Annotated in this window: 13 protein-coding genes; 9 read left to right on the forward strand and 4 right to left on the reverse strand. The window is 62.7% G+C overall.

The features are described 5' to 3' along the window. Window positions 1–57: 57 nt before the first annotated feature. From ACO77H_RS25735 to yccS, 8 genes are all read left to right on the forward strand, one after another. Window positions 58–753 (forward strand): RraA family protein, encoded by a 696-nt coding sequence (locus tag ACO77H_RS25735; protein ID WP_029297314.1) that lies wholly within the window; start codon window positions 58–60, stop codon window positions 751–753. A 127-nt stretch (window positions 754–880) separates the two neighbouring features. Further along, the gene (locus tag ACO77H_RS25740) at window positions 881–2,323 is read left to right on the forward strand and encodes a TldD/PmbA family protein (RefSeq protein ID WP_432754721.1); all 1,443 of its coding nucleotides are present in this window, start codon (window positions 881–883) and stop codon (window positions 2,321–2,323) included. Further along, entirely contained in the window at window positions 2,323–3,639 is a 1,317-nt protein-coding gene (locus tag ACO77H_RS25745; RefSeq protein ID WP_432754722.1) for a TldD/PmbA family protein, read from the forward strand. The genes ACO77H_RS25740 and ACO77H_RS25745 overlap by 1 nt, the downstream gene beginning before the upstream one ends. 256 nt (window positions 3,640–3,895) lie before the next feature. Next, window positions 3,896–4,786, forward strand: coding sequence for an alpha/beta fold hydrolase (locus tag ACO77H_RS25750; RefSeq protein WP_169953657.1), 891 nt, complete (start codon window positions 3,896–3,898; stop codon window positions 4,784–4,786). Window positions 4,787–4,822: 36 nt separating this feature from the next. Next, window positions 4,823–6,250, forward strand: a complete 1,428-nt coding sequence (mdtD, locus tag ACO77H_RS25755) for a multidrug transporter subunit MdtD (RefSeq protein ID WP_169953655.1) — start codon at window positions 4,823–4,825, stop codon at window positions 6,248–6,250. A 130-nt stretch (window positions 6,251–6,380) separates the two neighbouring features. After that, window positions 6,381–7,718, forward strand: coding sequence for an ATP-dependent RNA helicase DbpA (dbpA, locus tag ACO77H_RS25760; protein WP_232545553.1), 1,338 nt, complete (start codon window positions 6,381–6,383; stop codon window positions 7,716–7,718). A gap of 159 nt (window positions 7,719–7,877) precedes the next feature. Next, complete coding sequence (locus ACO77H_RS25765) at window positions 7,878–9,056, forward strand: aminoacetone oxidase family FAD-binding enzyme (RefSeq protein WP_169953653.1); 1,179 nt, start codon at window positions 7,878–7,880, stop codon at window positions 9,054–9,056. 223 nt (window positions 9,057–9,279) lie between these two features. Next, entirely contained in the window at window positions 9,280–11,463 is a 2,184-nt protein-coding gene (gene yccS, locus ACO77H_RS25770; protein ID WP_169953651.1) for a YccS family putative transporter, read from the forward strand. Between the two features lie 87 nt (window positions 11,464–11,550). On the opposite strand, the gene ACO77H_RS25775 is transcribed toward yccS, so the two are convergent. Beyond that, window positions 11,551–12,288 carry a substrate-binding periplasmic protein gene (locus tag ACO77H_RS25775; protein ID WP_170042177.1) on the reverse strand — a complete coding sequence of 246 codons (738 nt, stop codon included), beginning with the start codon at window positions 12,286–12,288 and terminating at the stop codon, window positions 11,551–11,553. Window positions 12,289–12,543: 255 nt separating this feature from the next. Here ACO77H_RS25775 and ACO77H_RS25780 point away from each other — a divergent pair, with 255 nt between their 5' ends. Next, window positions 12,544–12,996, forward strand: a complete 453-nt coding sequence (locus ACO77H_RS25780; RefSeq protein WP_169953647.1) for a GNAT family N-acetyltransferase — start codon at window positions 12,544–12,546, stop codon at window positions 12,994–12,996. 25 nt (window positions 12,997–13,021) lie between these two features. Here the strand turns inward: ACO77H_RS25780 and ACO77H_RS25785 are convergent, their stop codons facing one another. Genes ACO77H_RS25785 through ACO77H_RS25795 form a run of 3 tightly spaced genes read right to left on the reverse strand, consistent with a single transcriptional unit; the run spans window position 13,022 to window position 16,005 of the window. Further along, window positions 13,022–13,318: a winged helix-turn-helix domain-containing protein gene (locus tag ACO77H_RS25785; RefSeq protein ID WP_170042176.1), complete on the reverse strand. Its 297-nt coding sequence runs from the start codon at window positions 13,316–13,318 to the stop codon at window positions 13,022–13,024. A 17-nt stretch (window positions 13,319–13,335) separates the two neighbouring features. Then, the gene (locus tag ACO77H_RS25790) at window positions 13,336–13,842 is read right to left on the reverse strand and encodes a M48 metallopeptidase family protein (protein ID WP_169953644.1); all 507 of its coding nucleotides are present in this window, start codon (window positions 13,840–13,842) and stop codon (window positions 13,336–13,338) included. A 42-nt stretch (window positions 13,843–13,884) separates the two neighbouring features. Next, complete coding sequence (locus ACO77H_RS25795) at window positions 13,885–16,005, reverse strand: putative bifunctional diguanylate cyclase/phosphodiesterase (RefSeq protein WP_169953642.1); 2,121 nt, start codon at window positions 16,003–16,005, stop codon at window positions 13,885–13,887. Window positions 16,006–16,133 lie beyond the last annotated feature (128 nt).

A 16,133-nucleotide genomic window follows, 5' to 3' on the forward strand; every position in this document is an offset into this window, starting at 1 on the left:
CAAACGTTTCACCTTCCTACCGACACGCCGGCTTCTGCCTGGCCACGAGGCTTTCTCATGTTTGATGTCGTTTCTTCGAGCAAATGGCCTACCGGCTTCCTGATCAATCCAAACGTTGAACCGCTGGACCCGAAATGGCTGAAGGAATTCAGCAAGATTCCGGCCGCGGCCGTCAGCGACTGCCTGGGCCGTAACGTCGGTGGCCTGGGCCTGAAGGCCTTCCACGGCAATGCACCGATGCTCGGCAGCGCCCTCACCGTGCGAGTGCGCCCCGGTGACAACCTGATGATTCTCAAAGCCATGCAAATGGCCCGCCCGGGCGATGTGCTGGTGATCGACGGCAGCGCCGACCTGACCCGTGCGGTGTTCGGCGGCATCATGCGCGCCATGGCCCTGAAGGCCGGCATTGTCGGGGTGGTGATCAACGGCGCCCTGCGTGACCTCGACGAATGGCAGACCGGCGAACTGCCAGCCTACGCCATCGGCGGCGTGCATCGTGGCCCGAGCACTGACGGCGGCGGCGAGATCAACGTGCCGATCTCCTGCGCCGGCATGCTGGTAGCGCCTGGCGACCTGATGATCGGCGACGGCGACGGCGTGGTCGCCGCCTCGCGCAGCGAACTGCCGGAATTGCTGGTGCGCTGCCATGACCTGCTGGCCCGCGAGAAAGCCACACTGGCCGCCATCGAAGCCGGCACCCTGGACCCTGATCGCTTTGACGCGATTTTGCGCGCCAAGGGTTGCCCGGTCTAAAGCCAAGGCAAAAGCATCGCAGGCAAGCCAGCTCCCACATTTTGATTTGTGAACACATTCAAAAGGTGGGAGCTGGCTTGCCTGCGATGGGGCCCTCAAAGCCATCACCGCCCACAAGGAAGGCCCCATGTTCGACAAACACCCGCAACTCAAACAACATTTCGCCGCCCTGCGTACCCGCGCCGAGTTCTTTTCCCTGCGCTACGTGCGCGAGTCCGGCCAGTACCTGTCGGTGCGCAAGAACGTTGCCGAACCGCCACACCTGAGCCGCGACGAAGGCGCCATGCTCACCGTGCGCCTCAACGGGGTCGAAGCCTACGCGGCCACGAATGATATTTCCCTGACCGGCCTGCAAGCCGCCCTCGAGCGTGCCGAGCAGCAAGCCCGGCGGATCAGGCCCCACGCCCTGCTCGACCTGCGCGACCAGCCGGTGTCCAGCGACGTCGCCGACTATCTGTCGCTAGAACTCGACCAACCCTTCCCGTCCCTGAGCGACTGCTACCAACTGCTCGGCGCCGAATCGGCTGCCGTGCCCAAGGACGAGCGCCTGGTGAACTGGGAGGTCAGCCTGGGCACCACCCGCGTTGAACAGATTTACCTCAACAGCGCCGGCGCCGAGTTGCGCCAGGCCCAGCGCTTTGTGTTCCCCGGCGTCAACGTGACCGCCTACGACGGCAACGACAGCCAGACCCGCACCCTGGGTGGCAGCAACTTTGGCCAGCAAGGTGGCTTTGATGTCATCAGCCGCTTCGGCCTGATAGGTGCTGCACCCCGAATTGCCGACGAGGCCCTGCAACTGCTGCTGGCCCCCAACACACCCCAAGGCCCGCGCGACCTGCTGCTGATGCCCGACCAGATGATCCTGCAGATCCACGAGTCCATCGGCCATCCCCTGGAGCTGGACCGCATCCTCGGTGACGAGCGCAATTACGCCGGCACCAGCTTCGTCAAGGCCAGCGACTTCGGGCACCTGCAATACGGCTCCAACCTGCTGAACGTGACCTTTGACCCCGACATTCCCGAGCAACTGGCCAGCTACGCCCATGACGATGACGGCACGCCCGCCAACAAGCAGTTCCTGATCCGTAACGGCCTGCTGCTCAAGCCCCTGGGCGGGGCGCTGTCGCAATACCGCTCGGGCATGGGCGGCGTGGCCAACAGCCGCGCCAGCAGTTGGAACCGCGCGCCCATCGACCGCATGGCCAACCTCAATATCGAGGCCGGCGACCAGAGCCTGGGGCAACTGATCGGCGGCATCGAGCACGGCATCCTGATGTCGACCAACCGTTCCTGGTCCATCGACGATGCGCGCAACAAGTTCCAGTTCGGCTGCGAATGGGGCCAGTTGATCGAGAACGGCGAGCTCAAGGGCGTGGTGAAGAACCCCAACTACCGGGCGATTTCCGCGCAGTTCTGGCGCAAGCTCAGCGCCGTGGGCGATGCCAGTACCTTCAAGGTGCTGGGCACGCCCAACTGTGGCAAGGGCGAGCCGAACCAGGTGATCCGCGTCGGCCATGCATCGCCGGCGTGTGTCTTCAGTGATGTGGATGTGTTTGGGGGAGACGCCTGATGAAGGCTTTCAAGGACCTGGTGGAGTGGCTCAAGCAGGCCATCACCGAAGGGGAACAGTTTCATCTGGACTACGCGGCGGAGTCGTCCGAATTCGTGCGTTTCAACCACGCCAAGGTGCGCCAGGCCGGCCAGGTACAGCAGGCCAGTGTCAACCTCAAGCTGATCAACGATGGCCGGCACGCCGACCTCGGTATCACCCTGGCCGGAGACCCCGAGGTGGACCGCCAGCGCCTGGCCGAGGGCCTGCAGCAACTGCGCGAAACCTTGCCCTTGCTGCCCAAGGATCCTTACCTGCTGCTCAATCACACGGCCTGGCAAAACAGCAGCGAGCAGGCCCAGGCGCTGCCGGACCTCGATCAGGTCCTGGGCGAAATCAGCCAGGGCGCCCAAGGTTTCGACCTGGTCGGCATTTATGCCGCCGGGCCGATCAGCCGTGGGTTCGCCAGCTCGTCGGGGGCTTTTGGCTGGCATCAGGCCAATAGCTTCAACTTTGATTTCAGCCTGTTCCATGCCAATGGCGAGGCGGTCAAGGCCAGCTACGCCGGCGATGCCTGGGACAGCGCGGCCTTTGCCCAGCGCTTGCAGCAAGCCCGCGAACAACTGGAGTTCCTTGGCCGGCCCTTGCACACCCTGGCGCCCGGTCAATACCGCGCGTACCTGGCACCGGCGGCCATGGAAGAAATCATCGGCATGCTCGCCTGGGGTGGTTTTTCTGCACAGGCTATCGCCAGCAAGGGCAGCCCGTTGCAGCGCCTGTATGCCGGCGACCAGGCCCTGAGCCCGCTGGTGGACATGAGCGAACAGATCACGGCCTCCCTGAGCCCGGCGTTCTCCCGTGACGGTTACCCGCGCAGCGACGTGACCTTGGTCGCCAATGGCCAGGCGCAAGGGCAACTGGTCAACTCGCGCAGCGCCGCCGAATACGGCTTGAGCACCAACGGCGCCAGCGCCGATGAGTCCCCCAGCGCCTTGCAGATGGCCGCCGGCAGCCTGGCCCAGGCCGATATCCTCAAGCAACTGGGCACCGGCCTGTACATCAGCAACCTGTGGTACCTGAACTACTCCGACCAACCGGCGGCGCGCCTGACGGGCATGACCCGCTTCGCCACGTTCTGGGTGCAAGACGGTGAGATCAAGGCGCCGGTCAGCACCATGCGTTTTGACGATAGCGTCTACCAACTGCTGGGCTCACAGTTGGAAGCGCTGACTGCCGAGCGCGAGTTGTTGCTGTCGGCCAGCACCTATGGCGAGCGTAATACCTCGTCCAACCTGCTGCCCGGCGCGCTGGTAAAACGTCTGACCCTGACCTTGTAAACGCCCGGCTTGGCGGCGATGGCGGCCAGAAGATCGCCGTCAGGCTCCCGGGCCTGATCGCCGGCAAGCCGGCTCCTACAGGGGAATACCCTGGGTTCTGATGAACCGTCCCTTGCCGCACCCCGTTGGTTGGCGGGCTGTTGTCGACACTCCAAAACCTCGTTATAACGGTTGGTGGCATCCCGCCACCTTTCAACCCGCTTGCGCGCAAGCGATGCATGACCTCGCCCGGGATAGGGCGAGCCGGAGCGTTGACATGTACCAAGGAAGTTTTGTCATTGATAAGTTGTTCAAGCACTACAACGTTCACGTAGAGCAACTGGGTAACGATCCGCAACGCAAGACCGTGCTGTTGGTCAACGGCGCGCTGTCCACCACCCGCTCATTCGCCCGCACCAGCAAGTGCCTGGCCGAGCATTTCAATGTGTTGATGTTCGACTTGCCGTTTTCCGGCTATTCGCGCCCCCACAACACCGATCTGGACCTGGTGACCAAGGACGACGAAGTCGAGATCCTGCGGGCGCTGGTGGAGCGTTTCCAGGTCAACCACCTGGTGTCGGCCTCCTGGGGTGGCATCTCGACCCTGCTGACCCTGGCGCGCAACCCGCCTTCTATCGAAAGCTCGGTGGTGATGGCCCTGGCGCCCAATCTCAACCAGGCGATGCTCGAATACGTGGAGCGCGTGAGAGTGCTGATCGAGGCCGATGACAAGTCCGCCGTCGGCCACCTGCTCAATGAAACCGTCGGCAAATTCCTCTCCAGCCGGCTCAAGCGCAATAACCATCGGCACCTGTCGACCATGGCCACCACCGAGTACCGCCAGGCGCGCTTTCATATTCATCAGGTGCTTGCCCTGGGCGATGGCAACTACCTGCCGCAATTGCGCCAGATCGAAACCCCGGTGCACTTTCTCAACGGCACCCTGGACGAATACACCCCGGCCAATGAAGCCCAACTGTTCAAGCAGTACGTGGGCCGCAGCAGCTTCGCCAGCGCCGAGCACACCGGCCATTTGCTCGACCTGGAGTCGCGGGAGGCGGCGCTGGCGGTGCACCGGGCGTTGATCGATTTCCTGGTGGGTAAAGACGTTCCCCTGTCAGATATAGACGAACCGCCAGTGGGAAAACCGGCGGAGGTTAGCGCATAATCGGCAACACATAGCCTGCTAACAAAAAGGGATCCCATGCCCAATCGTGTCGTGCTCGATGCCAAGACTGCCCGCTGGTTGCCCTGGGTGGTCGCGATTGCCTTCTTCATGCAGTCGCTCGACGGCACGATTCTCAACACGGCACTGCCCGCCATGGCCGAGGATCTGGCGGAAAACCCGCTGCGCATGCAGGGCGTGATCATCGCCTACATGCTCACCGTGGCCTTGCTGATCCCGGCCTCGGGCTGGATCGCCGACCGTTTCGGCACCAAGAAGATTTTCTTTGGCGCGATCATGCTGTTCAGCATCGGCTCGCTGCTGTGCGCCCTGTCCAGCAGCCTGACCATGCTGGTGGGCGCGCGGGTGATCCAGGGCCTGGGCGGTGCGCTGATGCTGCCGGTCGGCCGGCTGGTGGTGCTGCGCGCCTACCCGCGCTCGGAGCTGGTGCGGATCATGGGCTTTATCACCATCCCCGGCCTGCTCGGCCCCTTGCTCGGCCCGACCATGGGCGGCTGGATGGTGCAATACCTGACCTGGCACTGGATCTTCCTGATCAACCTGCCGGTAGGCATGATCGGCTGCTACGCCGTGTGGAAGTTCATCCCCGACCTGCGCGGCAGCGAGCGAACACGCTTCGACAGCCTGGGCTTTTTGCTGTTTGGCGCGGCGATGGTGCTGATCACCATTGCCATGGAAGGCCTGGGTGAGCTGCACTTGCCGCATTTGCGCGTGATGTTGCTGCTGTTCGGCGGCATGGCGTGCCTGGCGGCCTACTGGCTGCGCGCCGGGCATATCGAAAACCCACTGTTCTCGCCGGTGCTGTTCAAGACCCGGACCTTTGCCGTGGGCATTCTCGGCAACCTGTTCGCGCGCCTGGGCAGCGGCGCCCTGCCGTTCCTCGTACCGCTGTTGTTGCAGATCGCCCTGGGCTATTCGCCGTCCCAGGCGGGGATGAGCATGTTGCCCCTGGCGGCGGCGGCCATGCTCGCCAAGTCCATCGCCCGGCCGCTGATCGAACGCCTGGGCTATCGCATCGTGCTCACCGGCAACACCCTGGCGCTGGGGATCATGCTGGCGAGCATGGGCCTGGTCAGCGAGCAGACGCCGTACCCGCTGTTGCTGGCGATGCTCGCGGTACTGGGGGCGATCAACTCCCTGCAATTTACCGCGATGAACACCGTGACCCTGATCGACCTCGACGACGCCCAGGCCAGCAGCGGCAACAGCCTGCTGTCAGTGGTGGCGCAACTGGCCCTGAGCCTGGGGGTGGCCTGCGCCGGTGCCCTGCTTGGCGGATTTACTGCCGAAGCCGGTAACGATGGGGTCAACACCGTGCTTGAGGCATTCCAGTTGACGTTCCTCACCGTGGGCATCATGGCGATGCTGGCGGCGGCGATCTTCCTGCAATTGTCGCCAAAAGACGGCAAACGGGTGGTCAGCCGCGAGCACGACATTGAGCATTAAGCAGCGTCTCGTCTAGAACTTGCAGGGAAATTCCCACGGGGCTGGTACACTGCGCGACATTTTGTTTTGCAGAGCCAGTCCCGTGACCACCATCGCCACCGCTTTTAATACTTTGCCGCTCTCCGCCGCCATGCTGGCTAACCTCGACTCGCTGGGTTATGCCGAGATGACGCAGATCCAGGCGCAAAGCTTGCCGGTGATCCTCAAGGGGCTGGACCTGATCGCCCAGGCCAAGACCGGCAGCGGCAAGACCGCTGCCTTCGGTATCGGCCTACTGAACCCGATCAACCCGCGCTACTTCGGTTGCCAGGCCCTGGTGATGTGCCCGACCCGCGAGCTGGCAGACCAGGTGGCCAAGGAAATCCGCCGCCTGGCCCGCGCCGAAGACAACATCAAGGTGCTGACCCTGTGCGGCGGCGTGTCCCTCGGCCCGCAGATCGCTTCCCTGGAGCATGGCGCCCACGTCATCGTCGGCACCCCGGGCCGCATCCAGCAACACCTGCGCAAGGGTTCGCTGGTGCTGGACGGTTTGAACACGCTGATCCTCGATGAAGCCGACCGCATGCTCGACATGGGCTTCTACGATGCCATCGAAGACATCATCAGCAAGACCCCGGCCCGTCGCCAGACCCTGCTGTTCTCGGCCACCTACCCGGTGAGCATCAAGCAACTGGCGTCCAAATTCATGCGCGCGCCGCAGCAGGTCAAGGCCGAAGCGTTCCACTCCGATGAGCAGATCGAGCAGCGCTTCTACGAAATCTCCCCGGAAGAACGCATGGACGCGGTGACCAAGGTGCTGTCGCACTTCCGTCCGGCCTCTTGCGTGGCCTTCTGCTTTACCAAGCAGCAAGTGCAGGAAACCGTGGATCACCTGACCGCCAAGGGCATTTCTGCGGTCGGCCTGCATGGCGACCTGGAACAGCGCGACCGTGACCAGGTGCTGGCAATGTTCGCCAACCGCAGTACTTCGGTACTGGTGGCCACCGACGTGGCGGCCCGTGGCCTGGACATCGACTCGCTGGACATGGTGATCAACGTCGAACTGGCCCGCGATTCGGAAATCCACATCCACCGCGTCGGCCGTACCGGTCGTGCCGGTGAGACCGGGATCGCCATCAGCCTGGTGGCACCGTCCGAGGCGCACCGCGCCCAGGCCATCGAACTGCTGCAAAAAGCCCCGCTGAACTGGGACCAACTGAGCAACCTCAAGTCCCAGGGCGGCGCGCCGCTGCTGCCGGTGATGAGCACGTTGTGCATTGCTGCCGGCCGTAAAGACAAGGTCCGCCCAGGCGACATCCTTGGCGCGCTGACCGGTGAAGCCGGGATTCCGGGCGCCCAGGTCGGCAAGATCGCGATCTTTGACTTCCAGGCCTACGTGGCGGTGGAGCGCAGCGTCGCCAAGCAGGCGTTGCAGCGCTTGAACGACGGCAAGATCAAGGGCCGTTCGTTGCGCGTACGGATCCTGTAAAGCTCTTCGATTCAATGGAGATCCAATGTGGGAGCGGGCTTGCTCGCGAATGCGGTGTACCAGTCGCCAGATGGGTTGGCTGACAGTGCGCATTCGCGGGCAAGCCCGCTCCCACATTTTTGATTGCATTTGAGATCAATATTTTGTGAGGACACCGTTTTGCGCTCGACCGAAGTTGTGATCATTGGCGCTGGCGCCGCAGGCTTGATGTGCGCGCTGACCGCCGCCGGGCGTGGGCGCAAGGTGATGCTGATCGACCATGCGAACAAGGCCGGCAAGAAGATCCTGATGTCCGGCGGTGGTCGCTGTAACTTCACCAACATGTACACCGAGCCGGCCAACTTCCTCTCGCACAATGCGCACTTCTGCAAATCCGCCCTGGCCCGCTACACCCAGTGGGATTTCATCGCCTTGGTGGCCAAGCATGGCGTGCCGTACCACGAGAAAAAACTCGGTCAGCTGTTCTGCGATAACAAATCCAGCGACATCCTCGGCATGCTGCTCGACGAATGCATCCAGACCGGCGTGAGCCTGCACCTGGACACCTCGATCCAGGAGATCGCCAGGCTCGACAGCGGCTACCAACTGCAAACCACCCTCGGCGAGTTGCGCTGCGAATCCCTGGTGATTGCCACCGGCGGCCTGTCGATTCCGACCCTGGGCGCCACCGGCTTTGGTTATCAGGTGGCCAGGCAGTTCGGCCATGAACTGCTGCCAACCCGTGCAGGCCTGGTGCCGTTTACCATCACCGATCAGCTCAAGGAGCTGTGTGGCGAGCTGTCCGGCACCTCGGTCGATTGCCTGGTCAGCTGCAACGAGCAGAGCTTTCGCGAGAACATTCTGTTTACCCATCGCGGCCTGAGCGGGCCGGCGATTTTACAGATTTCCTCGTACTGGGAGCCCGGCGACACGGTTGAGATCAACCTGCTGCCCGACCACGACGCCCACGCCTGGCTGCAACAGCAACAGGCCGAGCGCCCCAACAGCGAGCTCAAGACCCTGCTGGGCGAGATCTTCACCAAGAAGATGGCCAACCTGCTGGCCGAGACGTGGTTTGTGTCCAAGCCGATGAAGCAGTACACCCACGCCGAACTCGCGGACATCGCCACCCGGCTGGGCTGCTGGCAATTGGTCCCGGCCGGCACCGAAGGCTACCGCACCGCCGAAGTCACCCTGGGCGGGGTGGATACGCGGGAAGTGTCGTCCAAGACCATGGAATCGCTGAAAAGCCCCGGCCTGTATTTTATCGGCGAAGTGCTGGACGTGACCGGGCACCTGGGCGGCTTCAACTTCCAGTGGGCCTGGGCTTCGGGGTATGCGGCGGCGCAGTACGCCTGAACCAAGGATGTACTCGATCAAACGGTAGGAGCTGGCTTGCCGGCGATAGCGGTGTATCAGTGCCCCATTTGCCGGTTGACCCACCGCTATCGCCGGCAAGCCAGCTCCTACAGTTGATTGCGGTGCCTGGGATATTTTTTGCTTATGAATGTGATCGCCACGCTTGCCGTGGCGTCATTACTGGCTCAATTTAGCGGCATCGTCCCGGAAGACCCCAGACTTCATGTCCTCGACCTCGTTCAAGCAGTCCATGCGGCGCCTTTGGGCACTGGATAAGTTCAGTTACAGCGTACGGGTGTTTATCGCCCTCACCGGCAGCATGGCGCTGTGCTGGTATCAGGATGAAATGTCGCTGCTGATCCCGCTGTTCCTGGGGATTATCGCCAGCGCCCTGGCCGAGACCGATGACAGCTGGCAGGGCCGCCTCAATGCGCTGGCGGTAACGCTGGTGTGTTTCAGCGTGGCGGCGCTGTCGGTGGAGTTGCTGTTTCCCTACCCGTGGATTTTTGCCATCGCCATCGCCCTGGCGAGTTTTTGCCTGACCATGCTCGGCGCGTTGGGCGAGCGTTATGGGGCGATCGCCTCGGCCACCTTGATTCTGTCGGTCTACACCATGATCGGCGTGGATCAGCGCGGTGGCGCCGTCACCGATTTCTGGCACGAGCCCTTGCTGCTGGTGGCCGGTGCCGCCTGGTATGGCGCGCTGTCGGTGCTGTGGCAGGCGATGTTTTCCAACCAGCCGGTGCAGCAGAGCCTGGCCCGGCTGTTTCGCGAGCTGGGGCGTTACCTCAAGCTCAAGTCATCGTTGTTCGAGCCTATTCGCCAGCTGGACGTAGAAGCGCGGCGCCTGGAGCTGGCGCAACAAAATGGCCGGGTGGTGGCGGCGCTCAATGCGGCCAAGGAAATCATCCTGCACCGTGTCGGCAATGGCCGGCCGGGGTCCAAGGTCAGCCGCTACCTCAAGCTGTACTTCCTGGCCCAGGACATCCACGAGCGCGCCAGTTCCTCCCACTACCCCTACAACGCCCTGGCCGAGGCGTTCTTCCACAGCGATGTGCTGTTCCGCTGCCAGCGCCTGCTGCGCCAGCAAGGCAAGGCCTGCCAGGCCCTCGCCGAGTCGATCCAGTTGCGCCAGCCGTTTGTCTACGACGACAGCTTCGCCGAGGCCCTGGGCGACCTGAACGCCTCCCTCGAACACCTGCGCATCCAGAGCAACCCGGCCTGGCGCGGGCTGCTGCGTTCGTTGCGCGCGCTGGCGGCTAACCTGTCGACCCTCGACCGCCTGCTCAGTGACGCCAGCAACCCCGACAGCCTGGCAGATGCCAGCGACAGCAGCCTGCTGGACCGTTCGCCGCGCAACCTCAAGGAAATGTGGACGCGCCTGCGTACCCAACTGACCCCGACTTCGCTGCTGTTCCGTCACGCCCTGCGCCTACCGCTGGCGCTGAGTGTCGGCTACGGCATGGTGCATTTGATCCACCCGTCCCAGGGCTACTGGATCATCCTCACCACCCTGTTTGTCTGCCAGCCCAACTACGGCGCCACGCGGCGCAAGCTCGGCCAGCGGATCGTCGGCACAGCCATCGGCCTGACAGTGGCCTGGGCGCTGTTCGATCTGTTCCCCAGCCCCCTGGTGCAATCGATGTTCGCCATCGCCGCCGGGCTGGTGTTCTTTATCAACCGCACCACCCGCTACACCCTGGCCACCGCGGCCATTACCCTGATGGTGCTGTTCTGCTTCAACCAGGTGGGCGATGGCTACGGGCTGTTCCTGCCGCGCTTGTTCGATACCCTGCTTGGCAGCCTGATCGCCGGGCTGGCGGTGTTCCTGTTCCTGCCGGACTGGCAAGGCCGGCGCCTGAACAAAGTGCTGGCCAACACCCTGACCTGCAACAGCATCTACCTGCGCCAGATCATGCAGCAATATGCCGCCGGCAAGAGCGACGACCTGGCCTACCGCCTGGCCCGGCGCAATGCACACAACGCCGACGCCGCGCTGTCCACCACCCTGGCCAATATGCTGATGGAGCCTGGGCATTTCCGTAAGGAAGCCGACGTAGGCTTCCGCTTCCTGGTGCTGTCCCACACCTTGCTCAGTTACCTCTCGGGGCTTGGCGCGCACCGCGATACCCAACTGCCAGCAGACGTGCGCGAGCACCTGATCGAAGGCGCGGGCAAGACCCTCGCCACGAGCATCGATGAAATCGCCACGGGGCTGGCGAACAAGCAGCCGATCGCGGTGCAAAGCGATGCCGAGGAAGCGCTGGCGGTGGAACTGGAGCAGATGCCGGATGAGATCGACGAAGCACAGCGCCTGGTACAGACACAGTTGGGGTTGATCTGTCGGCAGTTGGGGCCGCTGCGTACCTTGGCGGCGCATTTGATCAAGGAAACCAGTGCGGCTTAGGCCGTCATCGCAGGTGAGCCAGCGCCTACCTTTGAAATGCATTCCCATGTGGGAGCTGGCTTGCCTGCGATGAGGCCCTGAAGACCACTACATCCCATGCTGTTTGAGCAGTCGCGCATAACTGCCATCAACTTTCATCCGGGCAATCTCCCGATCAAACCCGGCAACAATCTGCTCATGCCTGGGGTTTTTCAGGCTGACCAGAATATGCAGGCTGTTCTCACTCAAGGGCTTGGGCAAAAACTCCACCGCACTGCGCACCCTGGGTGATTCCCGCGCGAGGTAAAAGCGCGCGACATATTCGTCCTCGACCGTCAGCCGCACCCGCCGGGCCGCGAGCATGCGCACGGCCATGGCGAAGTTATGCACCGGGACTTTTTGCAGTTGGGGATCGGCATCGAAGTCTGCCGAATAGGCGTAGCCGCGTACGACGGCGACGGGATAGTCGTGCAATTGCTGCAGGTTCTGGAACTCGATGGGATCGTCGCGGCGCTTGATGAAACGCACGCGGTTGAGCAGGTACTCGGCGGAAAACTGCCCCAACTGCGTGCGCGCCTCGTCGTACCAGGCATTGATCAGTACGTCATAACGCCCGTCGCCTACACCCATCAGCGCCCGCGCCCAAGGCACCTGCTCGAAATCACTGGCATAGCCGGCACGCGCCAGGGCAGTGCTGACGATATCGGTGGCCAGGCCTCCATTGACCAGGGTCGCATCGGTAAACGGCGGCCACGCATCCGCCACCAGGCGCAAGCGTTCCGCGGCCACCGTGGGGGCCAGCAACAGCAATACGATCAAAGCAACGGCACGAGACAATCGCAGCATGCTTAATGTCCTTGCACAGCGGGCAGTTCCTTGCGGGCGATGACGCCTGGCGGGAATCCTTCCAGGTTCTGACTTTAGCTTATCGCTCGCGGTGTACCGCAGATTACACAAAGAACCCGGCCGCGAAAGCACTCAATGATGGCAAATTGACGTCACTCACAAAAAACGTGGTTTTGCAGGTGTTTGCACCACCGCCCAAGACAGTCGCCGGTCAGGGCATTACTATCCAGGCAGGTCTTTATGCGAGATGGAACGATGACTGTCGATTGGGTTTGCAAGCACCACAATGATCTGGGCAAGGAACAGCTCTACGCCATTTTGCGTCTGCGGGCAGCGGTGTTTGTGGTCGAGCAGAAATGCGTCTACCAGGATATCGATGACCAGGACCTGGAGGGCGATACCCACCACCTGATGGCCTGGCAGGACAATCAACTGGTGGCCTACCTGCGCCTGCTCGACCCGGAGCTGCACGGCGGCGACGTGGTGATCGGCCGCGTGCTGGTGGCCGAGGCGGCACGGGGTACCGGCCTGGGGCACGAGATGCTGGAGGAAACCCTCAAGCAGATCGACGATATCTGGCCGCAGACGCCGATCTTTCTCTCAGCCCAGGCGCATTTGCAGGGGTACTACGCAAGATACGGGTTCAAGGTCGAGGGGGAGGAATACCTGGAGGATGAAATTCCGCATATTGGGATGCGGCGCGCCTGAGATCGCCATCGCGGGCAACCCAATTTCAGGGATAACCCAACACCTGCTTGACCTGCACCAGGTTGCGCTCGATCCAGCCACGGTCAATCGCCCCCCAGTCGCGAATCCGATAGCGCCCGGCATGATTGCGGGCGCCCTCTTCCTGCTCGAACTCACAGACGATATCCAGGTCCGCCAACGCGGCGATGGTGTCCTGCGCCGTGCGCCGGGGCATGCCGGTCACCTCGGTCAGCGCCGGGACGCTGCTGGCCAATTGGCTATCGATCAGGTACGCCACATACAGGCGGCGGTAGAAACTGCTCTTGGTCTTGCTGACATCCATGCTCGCTTCCTCTCGATTCAATCCCGCGCCGCGCCTTGCAAGTCGCGATAGGTCAGGTACACCCGCAGGTCGAATTCCACCTGGTGGTAGCCGGGCAACATGTATTCGCAAAGTTTATAGAACGCCTTGTTGTGGTCCGATTCCTTGAAGTGCGCCAGTTCGTGGACAACGATCATCTTCAGGAACTGCGGCGCCGCGTCCTTGAACAACGCGGCGATGCGGATCTCTTTCTTGGCCTTGAGATTGCCGCCCTGCACCCGCGAGATCGTGGTGTGCAGGCCCAGGGCGCGGTGGGTCAGGTCCAGGCGGTTGTCGAACAGCACTTTGTCGATGGCCGGCGCGTTGCGCAGGTGCTCCTGCTTAAGGGCCAGGGCGTAGCTGTACAACGCCTTGTCACTTTGCACCCCATGACGCTCGGGGTAGCGCTGTTGCAGGTAGTCGCCCAGTTGATCCTTGGCGATCATTTGGCGCACTTGCTCTTGCAGGGCGGCGGGATAGGCCTGGAGGTATTTCAACGCAGTCATGGGTTCGAACGGCAGGGGCGTGAGGCCGCCAGTGTAGCGAATTCAGCAAGGGCCTGCCCGTAGCGCGAAAAGCTGCGGCCACTGACAAATATCCTCAGCCGTCAGGGGCGGGGCCACCAGCGGTCCCTGGATAAACTGGCAGCCATTGGCCTGCAGCCAGTGGCATTGCTCAAGGGTTTCCACACCTTCGGCGATCACCAGCAAGCCGAAGTGCCCGCACAGCTCGATAATGCTGCGGGCCAGCGCCGCCTCCCGCGGCGAGCCGAGCACGCGGGCGACCAGGCCGGGGTCGAGCTTGAGCGTGTCGAACTCCAGGTCACGCAGATGCGCCAGGGAGCAGTTGCCCGAGCCAAAGTCATCCAGGGCTATGCGCACGCCCAGGCGCCGTAACTGCTTGAGCTGCTTGATGGACTCTTCAATGTTGTGCATCAGGCTTTCTTCGGCGATTTCCACTTCCAGTTGTCGCCCGTGCAGCCCATGTCGCTCCAGTGCCTGCTGCAGTTGAGCCACCAGGTTGGGCATATTGAACTGGCTGCTGCTCAGGCTCACGCTGAGCACCCAGTCGTCACGCATGACTGGGGCCCAGGCCTGTCGCGCCAATGCCACCTGGTGGTAGATCCAACTGCTGAGCTGGCTAATCAACCGCGCCTCTTCCAGCAAGGGCAGGAACAACCCGGGCGGCACATCGCCAACACTGGGGTGCTGCCAGCGCAACAAGGCTTCGACCCCGCGCAAGTGCCCGTCCACCAGGGACACTTGGGGCTGGTACACCAACGTCACCTGCTTGTTGTCGATGGCCTCGCGCACACTGCTTTCTAGCATCAGGCGCGAGCGGGCCCGGCCGTTCATTTCCTGATCGTAATAGCGATATTGCTGACGCCCTGCCCGCTTGGCTTCGTACATGGCGATGTCGGCGGCGCGCAGCAGGCCAGTGAGATCGCGCCCGCAATCGGGGAAAGTGGCAATGCCGATACTGACCCCCAACATCACTTCCAGGCCGTCTACCTGCTGGCAGATCGACACTCGCTCGATCAGTTGTTCGGCGAGCTTGGCGGCCTGCTCCGGGTATTGCAGTTCCAGCAACGCGACAAACTCATCCCCCCCCAGGCGGCCAAGAATGTCGCAACTGCGCAGGCACAGCTCCAACTGCTCCGAGACCCAGCGCAGCACCCGGTCGCCGGCGTCGTGCCCCACGGAATCATTGACCCGCTTGAAGCCGTCCAGGTCCATGTACAGCAGCACCGTGGCCAGCTCGCTGCGCTCGTTGCGCAGCAGGATCGTCTCCACGGTCTGGTAAAAACCCCGCCGGTTGAGCAGACCGGTGAGGGGGTCGGTGACGGCCTGGGACTCCAATTGCTGATGCAGGTGCCGTACTTGCGACATGTCCTGCACAGTCACCACCATGGCCTTCTGCTCGCGGGGCAAGGGCGCACAGGACATCGCCACCGGCAGTTGCTGGCCGGGCGCGGTACGCAGGATCGCATCGTGCAGGCGCCAGGTTTCGCCGCGCAGGTAGCCGGCGTAAAGCTCGCAGCCGAACCAGTCGGGCATATGGGGTTTTTGCAGGTAGCCGAGGAACGCCCGGCCTTGCAGTTCATCCACCGTGGCATTGAGCAATCGCGAAATAGCCGGGTTGGCGTAGCTGATCACCCCGTCTTCGCCCACCACCAGGATGCCCTCGGCGGCGTTGTCGAGCACCGAGGCATTGAAGGCACGGGCCAGTTCCAGGTCATGACTCAAGCGCTGCAAGGCCCGCCGGTTGCGCTGATGCTCCAGCAGGGCCTGGACCTTGGGCTTGAGGATCTGCGGGTCGAATGGCTTGAACAGGTAGTCGATGGCACCGCTGGCATAGCCTTCCAGCACGGCGGCGGGCGATTGCTCATTGGCACTCAAGAAAATGATCGGAGTCATGCGGGTGCGCTGGCTGCCGCGCATCAAGCGCGCCACTTCGAAGCCGTCCATGCCCGGCATTCGCACATCCAGCAGCACCAGGTCGACGTCACGTTCGAGCAGCAGACCCAGGGCTTCCTCGCCGGAAGCCGCCGTCACCACCTGCCAGTCGTCGCGCTGCAGGAGCGCGCGCATGCTGATCAGGTTTTCCGGGTAGTCATCGACCACCAGGAGCACTGAACAGCCGTCGGCCGGGGTTGGAACGGATTCCATGCTGCATCTCTTCCTTGAGGGTTCATTCCGGTCATTTTTGCGACAAAACCGGACACTTAATGTGGAGTCACTCTAGCCCTGGATCCAATAAAGCAGAAGGCGCGACGATGCCATCATTGCGCCAAAAG

Source organism: Pseudomonas sp. WMBT8 (assembly GCF_050916005.1).
Taxonomy (GTDB): domain Bacteria; phylum Pseudomonadota; class Gammaproteobacteria; order Pseudomonadales; family Pseudomonadaceae; genus Aquipseudomonas.